Below are 17,881 nucleotides of genomic sequence, written 5' to 3'. Positions count from 1 at the left end.
TGGTCACAGGCGGGGCGGAGCGTCCGTCCCGAACTGCTCCTTGAGCGGCTCCTTGAGGGGCTCCTTGAGCGGCGTGCCCGCCGCCGCGCGCTTCGCCGCCTGGATCTGCTCGTACACGTGGGTGCGCAGCTCCGCGAAACGCGGGGCCACCCGGGTGTGCACCTGGTCCCGCCCGCCCGGCAGGTCGACCACGAGCTGCTCCCGTACGACGGTGGGGGAGGCGGACAGCACGATCACCCGTTCCCCGAGGTAGACGGCCTCGTCGATGTCATGGGTGACGAACAGGACCGTGATGCCGCGCCGGTGCCACAGCCGCCGTACCAGGTCCTCCAGGTCGGCGCGGGTCTGCGCGTCCACCGCCGCGAAGGGCTCGTCCATCAGCAGCACCTCGGGCTCGTACGCCAGCGCCCGCGCGATGGCCACCCGCTGCTGCATGCCGCCGGACAGCTGCCACGGATAGGCCCCGGCGGCGTCCGACAGCCCGACCGACGCGAGGGCATCCGCGACCAGCTCTCCGCGCCGCGCTCTGGTCAGGCCCTTCTGTCTCAGGGGCAGCTCGACGTTCTGGCCGACCCGCATCCACGGGAACAGGCTGCGTCCGTACTCCTGGAAGACGAACGCCATCCCGGGCGGCGGACCGGCCACCCTGCGGCCGGCCAGGAACACCTCGCCGGCCGTCGGTTCGAGCAGCCCGCCCACGCACTTCAGCAGCGTCGTCTTGCCGCAGCCCGACGGGCCGACCAGGCAGACCAGTTCACCGGCCGCCACACTGAACGTGAGGTCGCGCACCGCCTCGACGCGCCGCCCCGAACCCTCGTACACCTTCTTCAGGCCGCGTACGTCGAGCATGGACCGCCCTTTCACGAGTCACGAGTCACGAGTCACGCGAGCTTCACCGGGACCGCCGGGCGGCGGCGCGCAGGCCGTGGTACCAGCCGAGCGCCCGCCGCTCGACCAACCGGAAGAGGACCGACAGGACGAAGCCGAGCAGCCCGAGCAGCAGGATGCCGGTCCACATGCCGGGGATCGCGAAGGAACGCTGGAACTGCACGATGGTGAAGCCCAGCCCGTTGCTGGCCGCGAACATCTCGCTGATGACCATCAGGATGATGCCGATGGACAACGCCTGGCGCAGCCCCGCGAAGATCTGCGGGCTCGCCGAGCGCAGCACCACGTGCCGCAGCCGTGCCACGCCCGTGATGCCGTAGGAGCGGGCCGTCTCGGCCGTCACGGCGTCCACCGCCCGTACCCCCTCGACCGTGTTGAGCAGCACCGGCCAGACGCAGCCGGTGGCGATGACGACGATCTTCATCGTGTCGCCGATCCCCGCGAACAGCATGATCACCGGCACCAGCACCGGCGGCGGCACCGCGCGCAGGAACTCCAGCACCGGCTCGCACACCGCCCGCACCCGCCGGTAGGAGCCGATCAGCGTGCCGAGCGCGACGCCGACGACGGCCGCGAGCGCGTAACCGGCGGCCAGCCGCAGCACGCTGGGCAGCACGTCACCGCGCCACCGCTCACCCGTCCACACGTCCGGGAACGTCTCCACGATCGTGCCGAGCGGCGGCCGGTACACGTCCTCGCTGCCGGCCGAGGACACCCACCAGACGGCCACGAGGACCACCGGCAGCGCGAGCACGAACACCAGCCGCAGCAACAGGCGCCTCACACCACCACCTCCCCGCGCACCGACTGGTGCCAGGCCAGCGCCCGCCGCTCCACCGACCGCGCGCCGACGTTGATCAACAGCCCCAGCAGACCGGTGACGACGATCAGCGCGTACATCTCGGGCACCGCCTGCGAGGTCTGCGCCACCGCGATCCGCGCACCCAGACCCGGAGCCCCGATGACGAGTTCGGCCGTGACGGCGAGGATCAGCGCCACGGCCGCCGCCAGCCGCACCCCCGTCATGACGTACGGCAGCGCGGTCGGCCACAGCACGTGCCGGACCCGCGCCCAGGTGCCCAGACCGTACGAGCGTGCCGTCTCCTCGGCGACCGGGTCGACGTCCTGGACGCCGTACAGGACCTGGATCAGCACCTGCCAGAAGGAGGCGTACACGACCAGGAGCAGCACCGACCTCAGCCCGGTGCCGTACAGCAGCACCGCCAGCGGGATCAGCGCGACCGACGGGATCGGGCGCAGGAACTCGACCGTGGACGCCGTCGCCTCGCGCAGGTACGGCACCACGGACAGCAGCACGCCCACGACGATTCCCGCGCCGACCGCGACGGCCAGGCCCAGCGCCCAGCCGGTGAGGGTGTCGCCGAGCGCGCTCCAGAAGGCGCCGTCGGCGATCTCCGTGCCGAGCGCGTCGGCGATGCGGCTGGTGGGAGGGAAGTACTCCTCCTCGACGAGGCCGAGCCTCGGCACCGCCTCACCCAGGGCGAGGAAGGCCGCGAGCCCGGCCGTACCCAGTGCGGCGTCGGCTCCCCTCACGGCAGCAGCTTGTCCAGGTCCGGCGTCCGCTTGAACAGGCCGTCGGCCTCGCCGAGCTTCGCCAGCTCCTCGATGGCGGCACGGTCGGGCTCCGCGGGCCACTTCGGCAGGGTCACCTTCGCCAGCACGTCCGCCGGGATCTTCGTGTACGTGGTGACGATCTCGCGGACCTCGTCGGGGTGCGCGTCGGCGTACGCGAGGGACTCGGCGGTGGCGTCCTGGAACTTCTTCACCACCTCCGGGTGCTCCTGCGCGTACCGGGTGGAGGTGAAGTACATGGCGACCGTCAGCTTCGGCGCCACGTCGATCATGGGGGAGGATATCTCCCGGCCGCCCTGGCTCTTGATCGTGGCCAGCGCCGGCTCCACCACCATCGCCGCGTCGATCCGCCCGGCGTCGAGCGCGGCCGGCATCTGGTCGAAGGCGAGCTCGACCAGCTCCACCTCGTCCGGGTCGCCGCCCGCCTCGCGCACCGAGGCCCGCACCGCCGTCTCGTTGATGTTCTTGAGCGTGTTGATGGCGACCTTCTTGCCCTCCAGCTCCTTCGGCGACCTGACGGGGCTGTCGCCCTTCACGGTGAGCGCCTCGAAGTCCTTGCCCACCTCGCCCGTCGAGGCGATGCCGTTGGCCACCGCCTTCACGGGCACGTCGTTCGACTGGGCGATCATCAGCGACGTCATGTTGCTGAAGCCGAACTGGAACTGCCCGCTGACCACGCCCGGCACGATCGCCGCGCCGCCCTGCGCGCTGGAGAAGGACAGCTTCAGCCCCTGCTTGTCGAAGAAGCCCTTCTTCTGCCCCAGGTACAGGGGCGCGACGTCGACGATGGGGATGAGACCCACCTCGACCTCCGTGGTGCCGCCGGACGAGCCGGACCCGTCCGACCCTCCGGAGTCGTCGGACGAGCCGCACGCCGTCGCGGCGGCCAGGACGGACACGGCCGTGAGGCCGACGAGCAGACGACGCATGACTCCCCCTGGAGGAACGTGCTCAGTGGGAACGTGCTCAGCGGGAACGTAGGGCCGGTGCGGAGCCGTGGTCAATGCTCCTGCCGATATGGGCCGTTGGGGTTTCAACCGGGCTTGCGTCGCCGCGGAGTCACAGGTCCAGCACGAGCCGCCGGCCGCGGCACCGGGACACACAGATCAGCATCGTCTCCCCGGCGGCCCGCTCCTCCTGCGTGAGCACGGAGTCCCGGTGGTCCGGTTCACCCTCGACGACCTCGGTCTCGCAGGTCCCGCAGGTGCCCTCCGTGCAGGAGTAGAGCACCTCCACGCCGGCCTCCCGGACCGCGTCCAGGACCGAGACGCCGGGCGGGACGGCGACCGTACGACCGCTGCGCGCGAGCACGACCTCGAACTCCGTCGCCGGGGCCTCGGCGTCGGTCTTCTTCGGGCGGAACCGCTCCACGCGCAGGCTCCCGGCCGGGCAGCGCGCCTCGACGGCGTCCAGCAGCGGGCCCGGTCCGCAGCAGTAGACGAGGGTGTCCGGGGACACGTCGTCGAGCACGGGGGCGAGGTCGAGCAGTCCCGACTCGTCCTCGGGGACGATCGTGACCCGGTCGCCGTACCGCCCCAACTCGTCCGTGAACGCCATGCCGGCACGGGTCCGCCCGCCGTACAGCAGGGTCCACTCGGCCCCCTCCTCCTCGGCGGCGGCCAGCATCGGCAGGATCGGGGTGATGCCGATACCGCCGGCGACGAAGCGGTAGCGGGGCGCGCGCTCCAGCCGGAAGTTGTTGCGCGGGCCACGCACCCCGACCTTGTCGCCGGTCCGCAACTCCTCGTGGACGTAGGCCGACCCGCCCCTCCCGTCGGTCTCGCGCAGTACCGCGATCCGCCACACCGCCCGGTCGGCCGGGTCGCCGCACAGCGAGTACTGCCGCTCCAGCTCCGGGCCGAGGACGACGTCGACGTGGGCGCCGGGTTCCCAGGCCGGAAGCGGCTCGTGCAGTGGATGGCGCAGGGTGAGGACGAGCACGCCGTCGGCCGCGGTCTCCCGGCGGTCGACGACGAGTTCGGCTTCGTGCCGGGTCATGAGCCGTTCCTCGAGAGGTCGTGTCCCTGCGGGTGGGCGAGCATCCAGTCCCACATCGCGACGGGGTCCTCGGCCGTGTGCTCGGCGCCGCAGTGGCAGGTGCCGTACAGGACGTCGGTGCCGGGCAGCCAGTCGATGCGGTAGACCTCGCCGGTACGGCCGCTCACCGGGCCACCTGCGGCTCGCTCCCGGCGCCCTCCTCGACCAGCCGGGCCAGGATGCGGCGGGCGGCCAGGCCACCGGTGTCGATGTTGATGCTCAGCTCCTGGTAGCCGGTGCGCTCGCTGCCGAGCGTGCGCTGGAGCAGGTTGAGCGCGTCGACGTCCTGCATGACGACCGTGCGGTTGTTCTTGTACAGGAACTCGGTGACCTCGGCGTCGTCCGTCGCCCAGTCCCGGGAGACCGCCCAGAAGTCGTACACCTTTCCGTCACCGGACGGCGTGATGGCGTAGGTGATCTCGGTGTGGAAGCCGTCGGGATCGCTGCCGTCGGGCGCGGGCACCGCCCCGGTCGGAGCGACCCTGCTGTGCAGTACATACAGACAGGGCGCGTGGTACTCGATGTCCTGCCAGCGGTCGATGCGCCCGCTGATGCCCGTGGACCTGGCGTAGAACGGCGGGCACTCGGCGTCGTCCATGTGCCGGCTCACCCGGACGATCCCGGCGCCCTCGTCGACCTCGGTGGTGATCGGCGTCTCGGCGACCTCGGGCGTGCCGATGTAACCGCCGTGCAGATACGTCTCGTGGGACAGGTCGAGGAGGTTGTCGACCAGCAGCCCGTAGTCCGCGTCGATCGGCTCCATGCCCCGGACCGTGACCCAGCCCGGCGCGTCCAGGTGCCGGGCGCGCGGCACCGCCCCGGGGTCGGCCAGCGCGGGGTCGCCGATCCACACCCACACCAGGGAGTCCCGTTCGGCCACCGGGTAGGAGGCCACGCGGGCGGTGCGCGGGACGCGTTTCTGGCCCGGGACGTACACACAGGTGCCGGTCGTGTCGTACGTGAACCCGTGGTACCCGCACACGAGCCGGTCCCCGTCCAGCCGGGTCGGCGCCTCGGACAGCGGATAACGGCGGTGCACGCAGCGGTCGTGCAGGACGACCGGGCTCCCGTCCTCCTCGGTGCGGTAGAGCACGAGCGGCTCGCCGAGGATCGTACGGCCCAGCAACTCGCGCCCCACCTCCTGGCTGTAGGCGGCGACGTACCACTGGTTCCTGGCGAAGGCGGTCATGTGCGGCATCGTTGCGGCTCCTGTCCGTCGTGGGTGGTGGCATCGTCCGGGAGGGCCGCGCGGGGTGGCAACGCCTCTTCCGTCCCACGGAAGGGGAGGCGGAGCGGGACTGTCGGTGGGTGCCCCTAGTCTTTCGCCAACGTCACGGCGTGGCGCGCCGATCCGGTCCGCGCCGCGCGCCGTGCCGTGTACCTGGTGGTGGGGAGAGGCGAAGAACTGATGGGTTGGCTGGCAGCGGGCGGCACGTACGAAGTCGCTCTGGTGGAGGGCCGGGTGGTGGCGCGGTCGGCGTCGGCGAAGTCCCCGGCGCAGGGGAAGCGGGAGCGAACCCTGCCCGCGGAGATACGGGACCGCCCCGAGGTGATCGAACTCCAGCGCTTCGCCGAGTGGCTGGACCGGCACGCCGCCGAGTGCGCGGCGCAGGTCGACAACTGGATGGTGTCCTCGCTGCCGGTGCCGACCGGGCTGCTGGCCCAGGTGTGGCCCGACGAGGCCTGGCAGGCGGCACTGCGTGACGTCGTGGTGGTCGGGGAGGGCCCCGACGAGGCCGGCTTCCTGCGCGACGCCGACGAGTCGGACGGACTGCGGGTGGTGAACCTGGACGGCGAGACCGTCCGCCTGACCGCGCCCACGGTGACCATGCCGCACCCGGTCCTCCTGCCCGACCTGGAGGAACTCCGCACCTTCGCCGCCGAGCTGGGGGTGGTCCAGGGCGTGGAGCAGATCCACCGCGCCACCTGGCCGAAGCCCGCCGGCACCGACGGCCGCGCCGACAGGGTCACCGAGTTCGCGGGCGCCGAGTACCGCTCGTGGTTCCACCTCTCCTCACGTGCCACGTCCCTCGGCTACACGATCTCCGGGAGCAGCATCGTCCACCGCGTCCGGGACGCCGGACGCGTCTTCACCGCCTCCGTCGGCATGAGCGACCCCTACACCGAGGAGAAGGCCTGGACCGGCGGCCTCACCTGGAGCCACGAGGACGCGTACCGGCGCCTCCCGCTGAGCGAGGTCGGCCCCGTCGCCTGGTCCGAGGGCATGCGCATGGCCGCGGCCCTGCACGCCGGCCGCACCGTGCCCACGGACGACGCCCGGTGAACGCCGCAGCCATACGCACACCCACGAAAGGCATCCGATCATGAGCGACGGCACGACCCGGGGCGGGGCGACGGCAGAGGTGGAGGAGCTGCTGCGCGCCGGTGCGGTACTGCCGCCGGGCACCACCGGGGGAGGCGACCGCGCCGTGCCCGTGTACACCCGGGCCTACCGGCATCCGGGCCTCGACGACCGGATCGTCGTACGCCTGACGCCCGCGGACCCGGCCGCCGCAGGCTCGGCCGCCGACGATCCCGCCCCCGGAGACCCGGCAAACGGGGACGACGGCGGCGGATTCCTCGGACTGCTGCCCCTGGGCGATCCGGTCGAGGTCGGTGTCGGACAGCACCGGGCCATGGGCTTCCCCGAATGGGTGCTGGTCCGCCACCCCTCCGACGGCCATCTCGCGATGTCCCTGGTCGAGGAGATGGACAAGGTCGCGCGGACGGTGCGCTCCCGGGCGAAGAAGGCCCGCGCCACCTACGAGTCGATCGGCGAGCGCCTCGCGGGCTCCGTGCCGCACTTCCTGCCCACCTTCTACGAGGAGGCCGGCCGGGTGTTCCTGGCCGCCGGGCACAAGGCGTACGCCTCCCAGATGTTCGTCAACGCGCGCAAGGCCGAGACGGCCCACGCCCTGCCGTTCGACGAGGCCCGCATGGACGCGGTGTTCCTGGAGTTCGCCCTCGCCGACGCCATGCCCACCAAGGTGCTCTCCAGCTACGCCAAGGGACTGGCGACCCGGGTGCCGGCCGCCACCGCCTTCCGGCACCTGCGCGGGCTCTTCGTCCGGCTCGCCGCGCACGGCGTGGCCCCGTCGAGCCCCGGCGCGGGTGATCTGCGCAGGCTGGCGAAGGCCGCCGCGGGCAGGAACGCGCTCGCCGAGGAGATGGCCTACCTGCGCGAGGTGCTGCCGCTGCCCGGCACCCTCAAGGCGCCCCCCGGCTGGTGGAAGGCCCACCGTGCCGCCCTGGTGGAACTGACCCGGCGCGAACCCGCCGCCCGCGGCACCCTGCTGGGACTGCTGCCCTCGGGGTGGGAGCACGAGGAGCTGGGACAGTGGCTGGAGGTGCTGGAGAAGACCGGTGCCACCGAGGGGCTGTGCGACGCCGCGCTGCCCGCCGAGGCACGGTCCCCCGACGGGACGGCCGGCTGGACGCGCAGGTTCCTCGCCCTGTGCCGCACCGACGACCGGCACCTCGCACCGCCGGAGCTGTACCCGCTCGTCGACCGCATGGCCGACACCCTCCGCACCGAACTGACCTCGCAGGGCGGCACGTTGCGGCCCCCGGTCAGCGACGTCGACCTCCTCGACCAGCTCCTCGCCCTGCGCATACCGGTCGGGGACCCCGAGCAGAGCCCCGGGCTGGGCCTGCAGGACTGGGCGGCCCGCGACGAGCGGCGCGACCTCGTCGCCCTGGAGGCCGACCCGCGATTCCGCGGGGTCTTCCGGAGCGGCTGCCCCAGCTACGAGCGCGAGGGCATCGACAGGCGCACCGTGACCCGGCTGGCCGAGTCGCCGGGCGGGCGCCCGATGCTCGCGGAATGGGTGGCCGACGTCAGCCGCAGGTACAGCCGCAGCGAGCTGGGTGAGTTCGCCCTGTACAGCGGCCCGTTCGAGACGCTGAAGTGGCTGCCGGGCGAGATCCTGGCGACCGCCGAGCAGGAGGTGCGGGACGCCCTGGACATCGGCATGGCCCCGGTGCTCACCCGCACCCTGCGGGGCGGGATACTCGACGAACTGGGCTGGCCCGCCTGGGAGGAGGCGGTCGGCTCGCCCGCGTCGCCCGAGGAGGCGCGGAGCACGTGCGTGGGCGAGGCCTGGCCGCACCTGATCGTCTTCCGCGACGGTCGCGCCCGGGTGGTCGGAGCGGAGGGCACGGTCCTCAGTCACGAGATGCGCCTCCCGGACGCGTCGGAGCGCTCGGGTGCCGACGTCCGTTACGTGAACGGCGGGCTCCTCGTCTTCTGGAAGAGTCACTCCCCCTCCAGCTCCTACGGCTACTGGTACGACGCCGACACCGGCGCCTCCTCGCCCACGGAGCTCGACGGCGACGTCCGCTCCCCCTACGCCTGCCACGCGAACGGGAGAGGCGGGAGCAACGGCATGCCTCCCACCTCCCTCCCGCTCCCCGGGGGCGGCCGGACCACCGGCGACGGTGTGCTGCGGCGCGGGGACGCCCACATCCCGCACCGGCGGCAGGTGATCGGGGACGGCACGTCGTACTGGGTCTGGATCAGGGACTGGTCCGACCAGGGGAACAGCGCCTGGTTCGCGTACGACCCGGTCGGCGGCACGGTGGGGGAGCGCGACGTGCCGGACTGGTTCACCGAGGGGCTGCGCGCCGCGCCGGACGGCAGCACCCTCGACACCGCCTGGCTGCTGCCCGCACCCTCCGCCGCACCGGGGCCGATGTGTGCCCCGGTGGACGGAGTGCTCGGCTGGCGTGTGATCACGCTGCCCGACGGCACGCGGTGCGGCGAGGACCTGGCCGGCCGTTCGGTCCGCGTGCCGCGGCGGGTGGGCGGGTACCCGGAGAACGTGCTGGTCTTCCCCGGCACCGACCGGCCGGTGACCGTGATGCGATGGTCGAGCGACCTCCAACTGCGCGACTCCGAAAGCGCGGTGCTGGCCCACATCGGTGGCGATCAGACGGCCGGTCCCTTCTCCGCCGGCACCCCCCTGCTGCCGCCCGTGCGCTACTGGCACCTGCTCCAGCCCCGTGACCCGCAGGGTTCCACGGCGCTCCGCGAGGTCGGCGACGACGTGGCGTCGGCCCTCCTGGCGGCGGCCGCGGCCGAGGCGGCCGGGGACGAGTCGACCGGCGCCGAGGCGGAGGACCGGGACGCGGTGCTCGGGGCCGTCCGCGCCCTGCTGCCGCAGATCGGCCACGAGGCGCTGCTCAAGGGCATCACCGGAGTGGTGCGGTACGCCGCCGAGCAGCAGCGCGTCCTGGACGCGGCGCTCGCCCGGCTGGACTCGGCGGTCCAGGGCGTCACCCCGGAGGAACCGAGGCCCGCGATCGGCGACCGCCTGCTCGCCTCCGCGCTGAACGGTGTGGGCCTGACCGAACGTGACGAGCGCGGGTACTACGACTTCCGGCACGACCTGTTCGACTTGCCGCAACTCCTCGCCCGGTCGATGAAGGGCCTGGCCGAGCCGGCGCCCGCGGGCATCCTGCACCTGTCGATCGACAGACTGGGGCCGTTGGAGCACCTGAACGCGCTGGCCCTGCCCGAACTGCCCGCCGTACTGGCGCTGCGGGCGGCCTCACAGGCCACCGTGGAGGAGCACCGGCGGGCCCTGGACGCCTTCCTCGGCGAACTGGACGCGCAGGGGCTGACGGAGCTGGACCCCGGCCACTGGCGCCGGGTCCACCTGGCCTTCGACCCCGACACCTTCGACGGGCCGGGCGCCACGCACGGGTACACGCGGGGGACCGTGCTCGACCTGGACGGCGGCGCGTTCCTCGTCTTCCCCGACGACTGGTACCAGTTCGTCCGCGAATACGGGCCCTACGAGATCAAGGGCAAGCACTACGGCGCGGTCTACCACGACCCGTCCGGCCGCTTCGCGACACCGGCCCCCTACACACCGGTGTCCGAGGAGCCGTTCGTGCCTCGGCCGACCCGGGCGACCGGCTGGGTCGCCGCCTTCCAGGCCGAACTGGCCGAGCGCGGTCCGGTGCCCTGGCGCCCCGAGGCCGCCGAGGAGTTCGCCCGGCTCACCGGCGTCACCCCGACCACGGCCCGGCTGGTGCTCGCCGGAATGCCGCAGACCGACGACAAGCGCGTGGGCGTGCCCTCCGCGACCCTCAAGGTCATCGGGGTCAAGTCCGCCGACGCCAGCGTGGCCAAGGACGAGCTGAGGTCCCTCGACAGCGGCGCCCTGCGGGCCGTCGTGGCGGCACTGCTGCCCACCGAGCCCTCCCGGCTCTGGACGCACGGCCCCGACACCGCCCGCGCGGCCGAGGTCTGGAACGAGCGTCTCGGCCGGCGGACCCCGCTGCCCGAAGAGGTGCTGCACGACGCCGTCCGCACCGTCGAGTCCGTCGGCTGGGCACCCGCCGACGCCCTGCGGGGTTTCGTGGACCTGGCCACCGAGCCCCGGTTGACGAAGGACCTGACCTGGAGCTTCGGCCGCTACTACCTGGAGACCGCCGAGAAGACGCCCGGCTTCGACGGCCCGGTGCTCAAGGGGGCGGTGACCATGGCCGCGTGGCTCGCCCACCGGCTCCCGTCCGGCGACCCGCTGCGCGCCACCCTGCCCGGCGTCCTGACCGCGCTGCGCGAGCGCCTGGCCCACCCCGGCCTGCTGCTCGCCCTCGACCGGCGGGGCGTCGACTGGGAGGCGTTCCGGCGCGCCGCCTCGGACCCCACGGAGACCGGCGACGGCTTCGAACGCCACGGCGCGGTCGTGCTGGGCACCGAGCGGACGGAACCGCTCCCCGCCATCCGGCCGGCGCTGCTGGACGCCGCCGGTCACGACCCCCACCTGGCGGCGCTGTTCACCGGTGAGCGGCCGAACGCCCAGGAGACGGCACTGCGCCTGGTCCACGACCGGCCGTTCGCCGAGCTGCTCGCCGATCCGGGGAACCCGATGGCCGGCGAGCGCGACGCGGACGGGCAGTGGTGGCCCCAGGACCCCGCCCGTTCCGTGCCCGACCTGGTCGGTGAGGCCGCCAAGCGGTACGGCATCGGCGAGGACGCCGCCGTCCTCTACCTGATGCTGCTCGCCATGCCGGATCCCACCGACCGCAACACCGCCCGCTGGACCGGCTGGGGCGGGCAGCGCGGCGGCACCGCCCGGCTGCGTGCCGCCCGCGCCGAACTGGCCGCCACGGACCTCGTGGTCGAGGGCAGCCGTTCCAAGGCCGGACGCTCGCTGTTCCTGCCCGGCGGCTGGACCCGGCAGCCGAACCCGCACCTCCCGCTGGAGCGGTGGAAGCTGCCGATGTACGGCCTGTCGGAGGGCGAGGCACCCGTCCTGGGAGTGATCGTGCCCACCCGTCCCGTCGCCGGTCTGTACCGCGAGGCCTGGCAACGCGTCCAGGACGGGGACGCGCCGCGCCTGGAGGAACTGGAGGTGCCGCGACCGCGGAAGCGTCGCCGCTGACGTCCGCCGGGGCAGGGGGGCGGCCGTCGCACGCGGCCGCCCCCTTGCCGCACCCTGCCTCCACTGTCCGAGCACTCACCTGGACCCATGACCGCACGTGAAGAGACTGCCGCCCGGCCGGCCGCGGCGGCGGCCCGCGCAGAGCCCTGCCTGATCGGCGTACGCCACCACAGTCCCGCACTGGCCGCCGTCGTCCCCCGGCTGCTGGACGCCGCGGACGCCGAGGTCGTCTGCGTGGAACTGCCGGCCGACTTCCAGCCGTGGCTGCCGTACCTCGCCGATCCGCGGACCGTGGCGCCGGTGGCCCTGAGCGGTGCGTACGAGGACGGACGGCTGCACTTCCACCCGCTCGCCGACTTCTCGCCGGAACTGGCGGCGATCCGCTGGGCGCGGGAGCGGGGTGCGGAGGTGATCTGCTGCGATCTGCCGCTGGCGGACCCGGTGTGGTCCTCCGGGCCGCCGCACGGCGCCACCGGGACGCCCGGTGCCGACGTCGACGAGCTGTGGGACCGCACCGTCGAGGCACTGGCGCCCGGCAGCGCACCCGAGGCCGTGCGCCGCGCCGCCCTCGCCTTCGGGCGGGCGGTGCGCCGGGACGGCGCGGACCACGAGGGCCTCGCGGCCGGTGACCTCGCCCGCGAGGCACACATGCGCCGGGTCCTCGCCGCGCAGGGACAGCGCCGGGTCGCGGCGGTGGTCGGCGCCTTCCACGTGCCCGGGCTGTCCGAGGAGGGGGAGCCGGGGACGGTGGCGCAGGCCGAGCCCGGCGCGACGCCCGGAGCGGGCTCCCCGGTCGTCACGTCCCTCGTGCCGTACGCCTTCGCCCTGCTGGACCCCCGTTCCGGCTACCCGGCCGGCATCCGCGACCCGCGCTGGCGGCAGGCGGTGCTCGACGCCGGTGGCGACCCCCACCGCATCCGCGACGCCGCCGCCCGGTTCATCACCGAACTGTGCCGGGAGATCCGCGCGTCCGGCGACACGGCGGGCACCGGCGAGGCCGTCGAGACCCTGCGACTGGCCTGCGACCTCGGCACCCTGCGCGGTCTGCCCGCACCGGGCCGCGCCGAACTCCATGAGGCGGTGACGTCCGTACTCGGCCGGGGCCGGCCCCTCGGCCGGGAACTGGGCGCCGTCCTGGTCGGCACGGGCCATGGCCACCTCGCGCCCGGTACGCCCCGTTCCGGCCTCGGACCCTGGGTGGAGGCGGAACTGGCCGCACTGCGGCTGCCCGGACCGGCCGACCCGGGCAGCCGGGACCTCCGGCTCACGCCGCTGCGCTCCGCGCTCGACGCCCGCCGCGAGATCCTGCTCCAGCGCCTGAGGGAATGCGGGGCGGGCTACGCGGAGCCCGTCGAGGTGACCGCGGGAAGGCAGGGCAGCGCGCTCACCACCCGCTGGCGGGCCGCGTGGACCCCGGCGGTCGCCGCCCGCCTCGACCTCGTGGGCGTCCGCGGCGTCACCGCCGCCCAGGCGGCCGACGGCACCCTCCGGGAGAACCACCGCAGGGCGTCCGAGTCCGGCCGGGTCACCCCGGCCAGGGTTGTCGCCCTCCTGGGGGCCGCGGCCCGGTGTGCCCTCCCCACCCTGCTCCACGACGGCCTGACGGAGGCCGAGCGCGTCCTGCCGGGCGCCGCCCGACTGCCCGAACTGCTCGACGCCCTGGACCTGTTGGAGGCGCTGCGCCGACGGCACCTGCCGGGCACCACCGAAAGCGTCCGCGCCCGGGCGGCCCGGCTCGCCGGCCTGCTGCTGGAAGCCGCCGTCCGGGTCCTGCCGGGACTGGCCGGCAGCGACGACACGAAGGACGCCGTCGCGGTCGTGACCCTCGCCGTCCGCAGCGCCGAGGACCGGCTCGGACTGCGGCTGGACGGCGAGTTGTACGCGCTCTCCCGCACCGGCTCCCCGCTTCTTCAGGGCGCGGCGCAGGCCGCCCGAGTACTGCTGGACCTCGACGGCTCGGACCTGCTGGGCGCGAGGCTCGCCGACTGGGTGGACACGGCGACGGGACCGGACGGCCGGCACCGGCTGGAACGCCGGCTCACCGGGGTACTCGTCGCGGCCGGACCGCTGATCGAGTCCGCGTCCACCGCTCTCGGCCCGCTGTTCGAGCGCCTGGAGACCATGAGCGACCGCGCCTTCCTCGACCGGCTGTACGCGTTGCGCGGCGGCTTCAGGGCGCTCACACCGCAGGGGCGGACCCGGGTGCTCGCGGCCGTCTCCGGCCGCCTGGGCGACCGGCCCGACCTCCAGCTCCCCGCGCCGGCCGAGCTGGTCGGGCGGTGGGCCGCGGCCGACGACGAGGGGTACGCCCTGCTGCGGGACCTGGGCCTGGGGGACCTGGTGAGCGACCCCGCGCGGGCACACGCCGGAGCCGCGCCCGGTTCCGCGCCGCCGACGGAGCGTTCCGCCGCCGGCGAGGCCGTGCACGGAGCCCTACGGGTCGGCCCGGCCGACCGGTGGCGGCTGCTGCTGGGCCGCGACACCGCGCAACTGCCCCCGGCCCTGCGGCCGTACGCCCGGGCCCTCGACGAACTGTTCGGCCAGGACGGAACCGAAGCGGACGGGGAGAGCGGGGAGATCGGGGACGGCGGTGAGCAGGAGCCCGGCGCGACCGGCCCCGCCGGAGCCGGCGCCGCCACCGACGACGACCGGGCCGGTGGCCGGACCCGCGCCCGGCCCGGCGTCCGGCAGTGGGCCGAGGACCTCCGGGTGCTCTTCGGCACGGAGATCCGGGAGGAGATCCTCGGGCGTGCCGTCGCCGACGGCCGCACGGACGCCGTCGAGCTCCTCGACGCGGCCTCCGTACGCCCCTCCGTGGAACTGCTGACCACCGTGCTGTCCCTGGCCAGGGGGATGCCCGAGCAGCGGGTGGCGCAGCTGAGGCCGCTCGTGAAGCGGCTGGTCGAGGAACTCACCCGGGAACTCGCCACCCGGCTGCGCCCCACGCTGACGGGCCTGACCACCCCCCGCCCCACCCGGCGTCCCGGTGGCCCGCTCGACCTGCCCCGCACGCTGCGGGCCAACCTCGCGTACACCCGCCGGCGGGACGACGGGCGCGTCGAGGTCGTCCCCGAACGGCCGGTGTTCAGGACCCGTACCGCGCGGCAGAACGACTGGCGGCTCGTCCTCGTCGTCGACGTCTCGGCATCCATGGAGAACTCGGTGGTGTGGTCGGCGCTCACCGCCGCAGTCCTGGGCGGAGCGCCCATGCTCTCCACCCACTTCCTCACCTTCAGCACCGAGGTCGTCGACCTCACCGGCCTGGTCACCGACCCCCTCTCGCTGCTGCTGGAGGTGAAGGTCGGCGGCGGCACGCACGTCACGGCCGGTCTCGCCCACGCCCGATCGCTGGTGACGGTGCCCGACCGGACCCTGGTGGTGGTCGTCAGCGACTTCGAGGAGGGCGCCGCCGTCGAGGGGCTGCTGGCCGAGACCAGGGCCCTCGTGTCCTCCGGCGTCCGGCTGCTGGGCTGCGCCGCGCTGGACGGCGAGGGAACGCCCCGCTACTCCGTGCCGATCACCCGGCAACTCGTCGCCGCCGGAATGCCGGTGGCCGCCCTCAGTCCGCTCTCGCTCGCCCGCTGGGTCGGCGAACAGGTCCGTGGAGCCTCCCGATGACCCGACCCCGCCCGGACACCGGCCCCTCGCTCCCGCCGGTGGCACCGGAGGTGCTCGCCGCCGCGGTGGAGAGCCTGACCACCCGGCTGCGCGGCAGACTCGACGCGGCCGTCGAGGCGCTGGCCGCCACACCCGTCGACGTCACCGAGGACGGCACGTACGGCGTCCGCTGCGGTGAGGACGCGTGGGTGACCCTGACCCCCGGCCCGTCCGGCACGATCACCGCCCCCGACCAGGCACGCTGCACCTGCCTCCTGTCCCCGCGCTGCCTCCACCGCGCCGCGGCCCTGGGCACGGCCCCGGCCGCGAACGCGACCCCGCCCGCCGGCCTGGTCCGGCCCGCCGGTCCGGTCGTGGACGCGAGCCAGCCCGCCGAGCTGGACCGGCCCGCCGATCCGGCCCCGCCCGCCGGCCTGGTCCGGCCCGCCGGTCGGGTCGTGGATGCGAGCCTGCCTGCTGACCTGGACCGGCCCGCTCATCCGACCTCGCCCGCCGGTCGGGTCGTGGACGGGAGCCAGCCCGCCGAGCTGGACCGGCCCGCCGATCCGGCCCCGCCCGCCGGCCTGGTCCGGCCCGCCGGTCGGGTCGTGGACGCGAGCCTGCCTGCTGACCTGGACCGGCCCGCCGGTCGGGTCGTGGACGCGAGCCTGCCTGCTGACCTGGACCGGCCCGCCGGTCGGGTCGTGGATGCGAGCCTGCCTGCTGACCTGGACCGGCCCGCTCATCCGACCCCGCCCGCTGGTCCGGTCGCGGACGTGAGCCAGCCCGCCGAGCTGGACCGGCCCGCCGATCCGGTCCCGCCCGTCGGTCTGGACCGGCCCACCGAACCGGCCTCGTCCGCCGTGAGTCCAGCGCCCACCGCGGAACCGGCGTTCCCCACCGCGGAACCGGCGTCCCCCACCACGGAACCGGCCTCCCCCGCGGCGCAGGGGCGGCGCCCCTCCGCCGACCAGGTCCGTGCCGCCGCGGACCTCTGGACGGCGGCCGCGGCGGTCCTGGCCGCCGGAGTGACCGCCGCGGGCGCGGTTCTGCGGGCCGAGTTGCTCCGGGCGGCGCACACGGCCCGCCTGGCGGGCCTGCACCGCGCGGAGGGCGCGGCCCTCGACGTCGTACGCCGGGTGCGCGAGGCGCACGACCCGCACGGCGCTCACGACGGCCACCGGCCCTCCGAGTTGGTGGCCGCCCTGCGTGAACTCCTCCTCGTCACCCACCGTCTGAAGGCGGCCGACCCCGACCCGGAGCTGATCGGCGCCGTCCACCACAACCACCGCCCCGACGGGCCCCTGCGCCTCTACGGCGTCTGCCGTGAACCGGTGGTCGGACCCGGCGGCCTGGGCGGCGTCGTCACCCATCTCGTCGGCGACGACGGCCGCTGGTACACGCTCCGCGACGTCCGGCCGGGCGGCGCGGAGCGAGCCCGCCGCGCCGGTTCCGCCCATGTCGCCGTCCGCTCCTTCCTGAGCGACCACGAGCGGCTGTCCCGCGGCGGTCTGATCGTCACCGGGGCGGTCGTCGCCCCGGACGGCCGCCTGCTCGCCGAGCCCGGCGTCCGGGCCACCTTCGCCGCCGGACGCCCATGGACCCGCGCCGTGCGGTCTCCGGCGTCCGCGGCCGCCGCCCCCGGCGGGACCGGGCACGCCCCGCCGCTGACCGGCTGCGACGTGGAGATCCTCGCCGCCGACGGTGAGGAGGTGCTGGTCCGGGTCCTCACCGGCGACGTTCCCGGGCCGGCCGTCCGGCTCGCCCCCGCCCACCGGCATCCCGCCCTCGCGCACACCGTCAACCTGCGGCGGCTGGGCGCGTGTCCGGGGCTGCGGGTCCGGGTCCTCGGCCGCGTCGACCCCGACCGGGTCACGGTCCTGCGTCCACTGGCCGTCGGGCCGGTGTCCGGCACCGGGGCGACGACCCTGCGCCTGCCCGAGGAGTGGCGGGACCGCGCCGACCTCGGCTACGACCAGTTGGGCGACGGCCACTTCCCGTCCGAGGCCCCCTGCCCGGCCCCGCCGGTACGTCCCGACGCGGTCGCCCGCCCGGCCGACTCGCCGCTCCGGCGCGTGCGCGACCTGGTCGAACTGGCGGTCACGGGAGGACGCCGCGCCGCCGCGGAACCCGCGCGCGACAGCGACCGCCACGGCCATGCAGCCGCGTTGCGCCGCGGCGGGTTCGGCACCGGCGCGGACCTGTTCACCGCGCTCGGCGCGGTGGCCGCCCGGCGTCCCCGCGACGCCTTCGGACGCCTGGCCCGGGACGACCAGGACCACTACGCGGCCCAGTGGCTGGCCACGGCCGTCTACCTCGCCGGCACGGAGGCGGCCCTGGGACGCGGCCTGTGGCGCGGGTGAACCGCGGGC

At 74.7% G+C, this 17,881-nt stretch carries 11 protein-coding genes; 4 read left to right on the top strand and 7 right to left on the bottom strand.

What is annotated here, in order from left to right; translation table 11 throughout:
* Window positions 1-3: 3 nt before the first annotated feature.
* The 7 genes from ABS735_RS23695 to ABS735_RS23665 all read right to left on the bottom strand — a co-directional run bounded on the left by ABS735_RS23695 (window position 4) and on the right by ABS735_RS23665 (window position 5,716).
* Window positions 4-849 (bottom strand): ABC transporter ATP-binding protein, encoded by an 846-nt coding sequence (locus ABS735_RS23695; protein WP_373900563.1) that lies wholly within the window; start codon window positions 847-849, stop codon window positions 4-6.
* Window positions 850-892: 43 nt separating this feature from the next.
* Window positions 893-1,672 (bottom strand): ABC transporter permease, encoded by a 780-nt coding sequence (locus ABS735_RS23690; protein WP_373900564.1) that lies wholly within the window; start codon window positions 1,670-1,672, stop codon window positions 893-895.
* On the bottom strand, window positions 1,669-2,442 hold the full coding sequence (locus ABS735_RS23685; protein ID WP_373900565.1) for an ABC transporter permease: 774 nt from the start codon (window positions 2,440-2,442) through the stop codon (window positions 1,669-1,671). Before ABS735_RS23685 ends, ABS735_RS23690 begins: the two co-directional genes overlap by 4 nt.
* A complete protein-coding gene (locus ABS735_RS23680) occupies window positions 2,439-3,410 on the bottom strand; it encodes an ABC transporter substrate-binding protein (protein WP_373900566.1) in 972 nt (323 codons plus the stop codon). Before ABS735_RS23680 ends, ABS735_RS23685 begins: the two co-directional genes overlap by 4 nt.
* A gap of 130 nt (window positions 3,411-3,540) precedes the next feature.
* On the bottom strand, window positions 3,541-4,479 hold the full coding sequence (locus tag ABS735_RS23675) for a PDR/VanB family oxidoreductase (protein WP_373900567.1): 939 nt from the start codon (window positions 4,477-4,479) through the stop codon (window positions 3,541-3,543).
* Window positions 4,476-4,646, bottom strand: a complete 171-nt coding sequence (locus ABS735_RS23670) for a hypothetical protein (protein WP_373900568.1) — start codon at window positions 4,644-4,646, stop codon at window positions 4,476-4,478. Before ABS735_RS23670 ends, ABS735_RS23675 begins: the two co-directional genes overlap by 4 nt.
* A complete protein-coding gene (locus tag ABS735_RS23665; RefSeq protein WP_373900569.1) occupies window positions 4,643-5,716 on the bottom strand; it encodes an aromatic ring-hydroxylating dioxygenase subunit alpha in 1,074 nt (357 codons plus the stop codon). The genes ABS735_RS23670 and ABS735_RS23665 overlap by 4 nt, the downstream gene beginning before the upstream one ends.
* Window positions 5,717-5,926: 210 nt before the next feature.
* On the opposite strand from ABS735_RS23665, the gene ABS735_RS23660 reads away from it, so the two are divergent.
* The 4 genes from ABS735_RS23660 to ABS735_RS23645 all read left to right on the top strand — a co-directional run bounded on the left by ABS735_RS23660 (window position 5,927) and on the right by ABS735_RS23645 (window position 17,872).
* Window positions 5,927-6,802: a DUF4132 domain-containing protein gene (locus ABS735_RS23660; protein ID WP_373900570.1), complete on the top strand. Its 876-nt coding sequence runs from the start codon at window positions 5,927-5,929 to the stop codon at window positions 6,800-6,802.
* Between the two features lie 40 nt (window positions 6,803-6,842).
* Window positions 6,843-11,912, top strand: a complete 5,070-nt coding sequence (locus ABS735_RS23655; RefSeq protein WP_373900571.1) for a DNA-binding protein — start codon at window positions 6,843-6,845, stop codon at window positions 11,910-11,912.
* 87 nt (window positions 11,913-11,999) lie between these two features.
* A complete protein-coding gene (locus ABS735_RS23650; RefSeq protein ID WP_373900572.1) occupies window positions 12,000-15,530 on the top strand; it encodes a DUF5682 family protein in 3,531 nt (1,176 codons plus the stop codon).
* Window positions 15,527-17,872, top strand: a complete 2,346-nt coding sequence (locus ABS735_RS23645; RefSeq protein ID WP_373900573.1) for a hypothetical protein — start codon at window positions 15,527-15,529, stop codon at window positions 17,870-17,872. Before ABS735_RS23650 ends, ABS735_RS23645 begins: the two co-directional genes overlap by 4 nt.
* The last annotated feature ends 9 nt before the right edge of the window (window positions 17,873-17,881 follow it).

Origin of the sequence: Streptomyces sp. MMCC 100 (genome assembly GCF_041538145.2) — a bacterium.
Taxonomy (GTDB): Bacteria; Actinomycetota; Actinomycetes; order Streptomycetales; family Streptomycetaceae; genus Streptomyces.
Note: the sequence above shows the minus strand (reverse complement) of the source record. Positions and strands in the feature narration are given on the sequence as shown.

What these genes read in the sequence shown, in the direction of transcription:
- ABS735_RS23695 (WP_373900563.1), bottom strand. Translation starts at nt 849, where the DNA reads ATGCTCGACGTACGCGGCCTGAAGAAGGTGTACGAGGGTTCGGGGCGG.
- ABS735_RS23665 (WP_373900569.1), bottom strand. Translation starts at nt 5,716, where the DNA reads ATGCCGCACATGACCGCCTTCGCCAGGAACCAGTGGTACGTCGCCGCC.
- ABS735_RS23645 (WP_373900573.1), top strand. Translation starts at nt 15,527, where the DNA reads ATGACCCGACCCCGCCCGGACACCGGCCCCTCGCTCCCGCCGGTGGCA.
- ABS735_RS23650 (WP_373900572.1), top strand. Translation starts at nt 12,000, where the DNA reads ATGACCGCACGTGAAGAGACTGCCGCCCGGCCGGCCGCGGCGGCGGCC.
- ABS735_RS23675 (WP_373900567.1), bottom strand. Translation starts at nt 4,479, where the DNA reads ATGACCCGGCACGAAGCCGAACTCGTCGTCGACCGCCGGGAGACCGCG.
- ABS735_RS23680 (WP_373900566.1), bottom strand. Translation starts at nt 3,410, where the DNA reads ATGCGTCGTCTGCTCGTCGGCCTCACGGCCGTGTCCGTCCTGGCCGCC.
- ABS735_RS23660 (WP_373900570.1), top strand. Translation starts at nt 5,927, where the DNA reads ATGGGTTGGCTGGCAGCGGGCGGCACGTACGAAGTCGCTCTGGTGGAG.
- ABS735_RS23655 (WP_373900571.1), top strand. Translation starts at nt 6,843, where the DNA reads ATGAGCGACGGCACGACCCGGGGCGGGGCGACGGCAGAGGTGGAGGAG.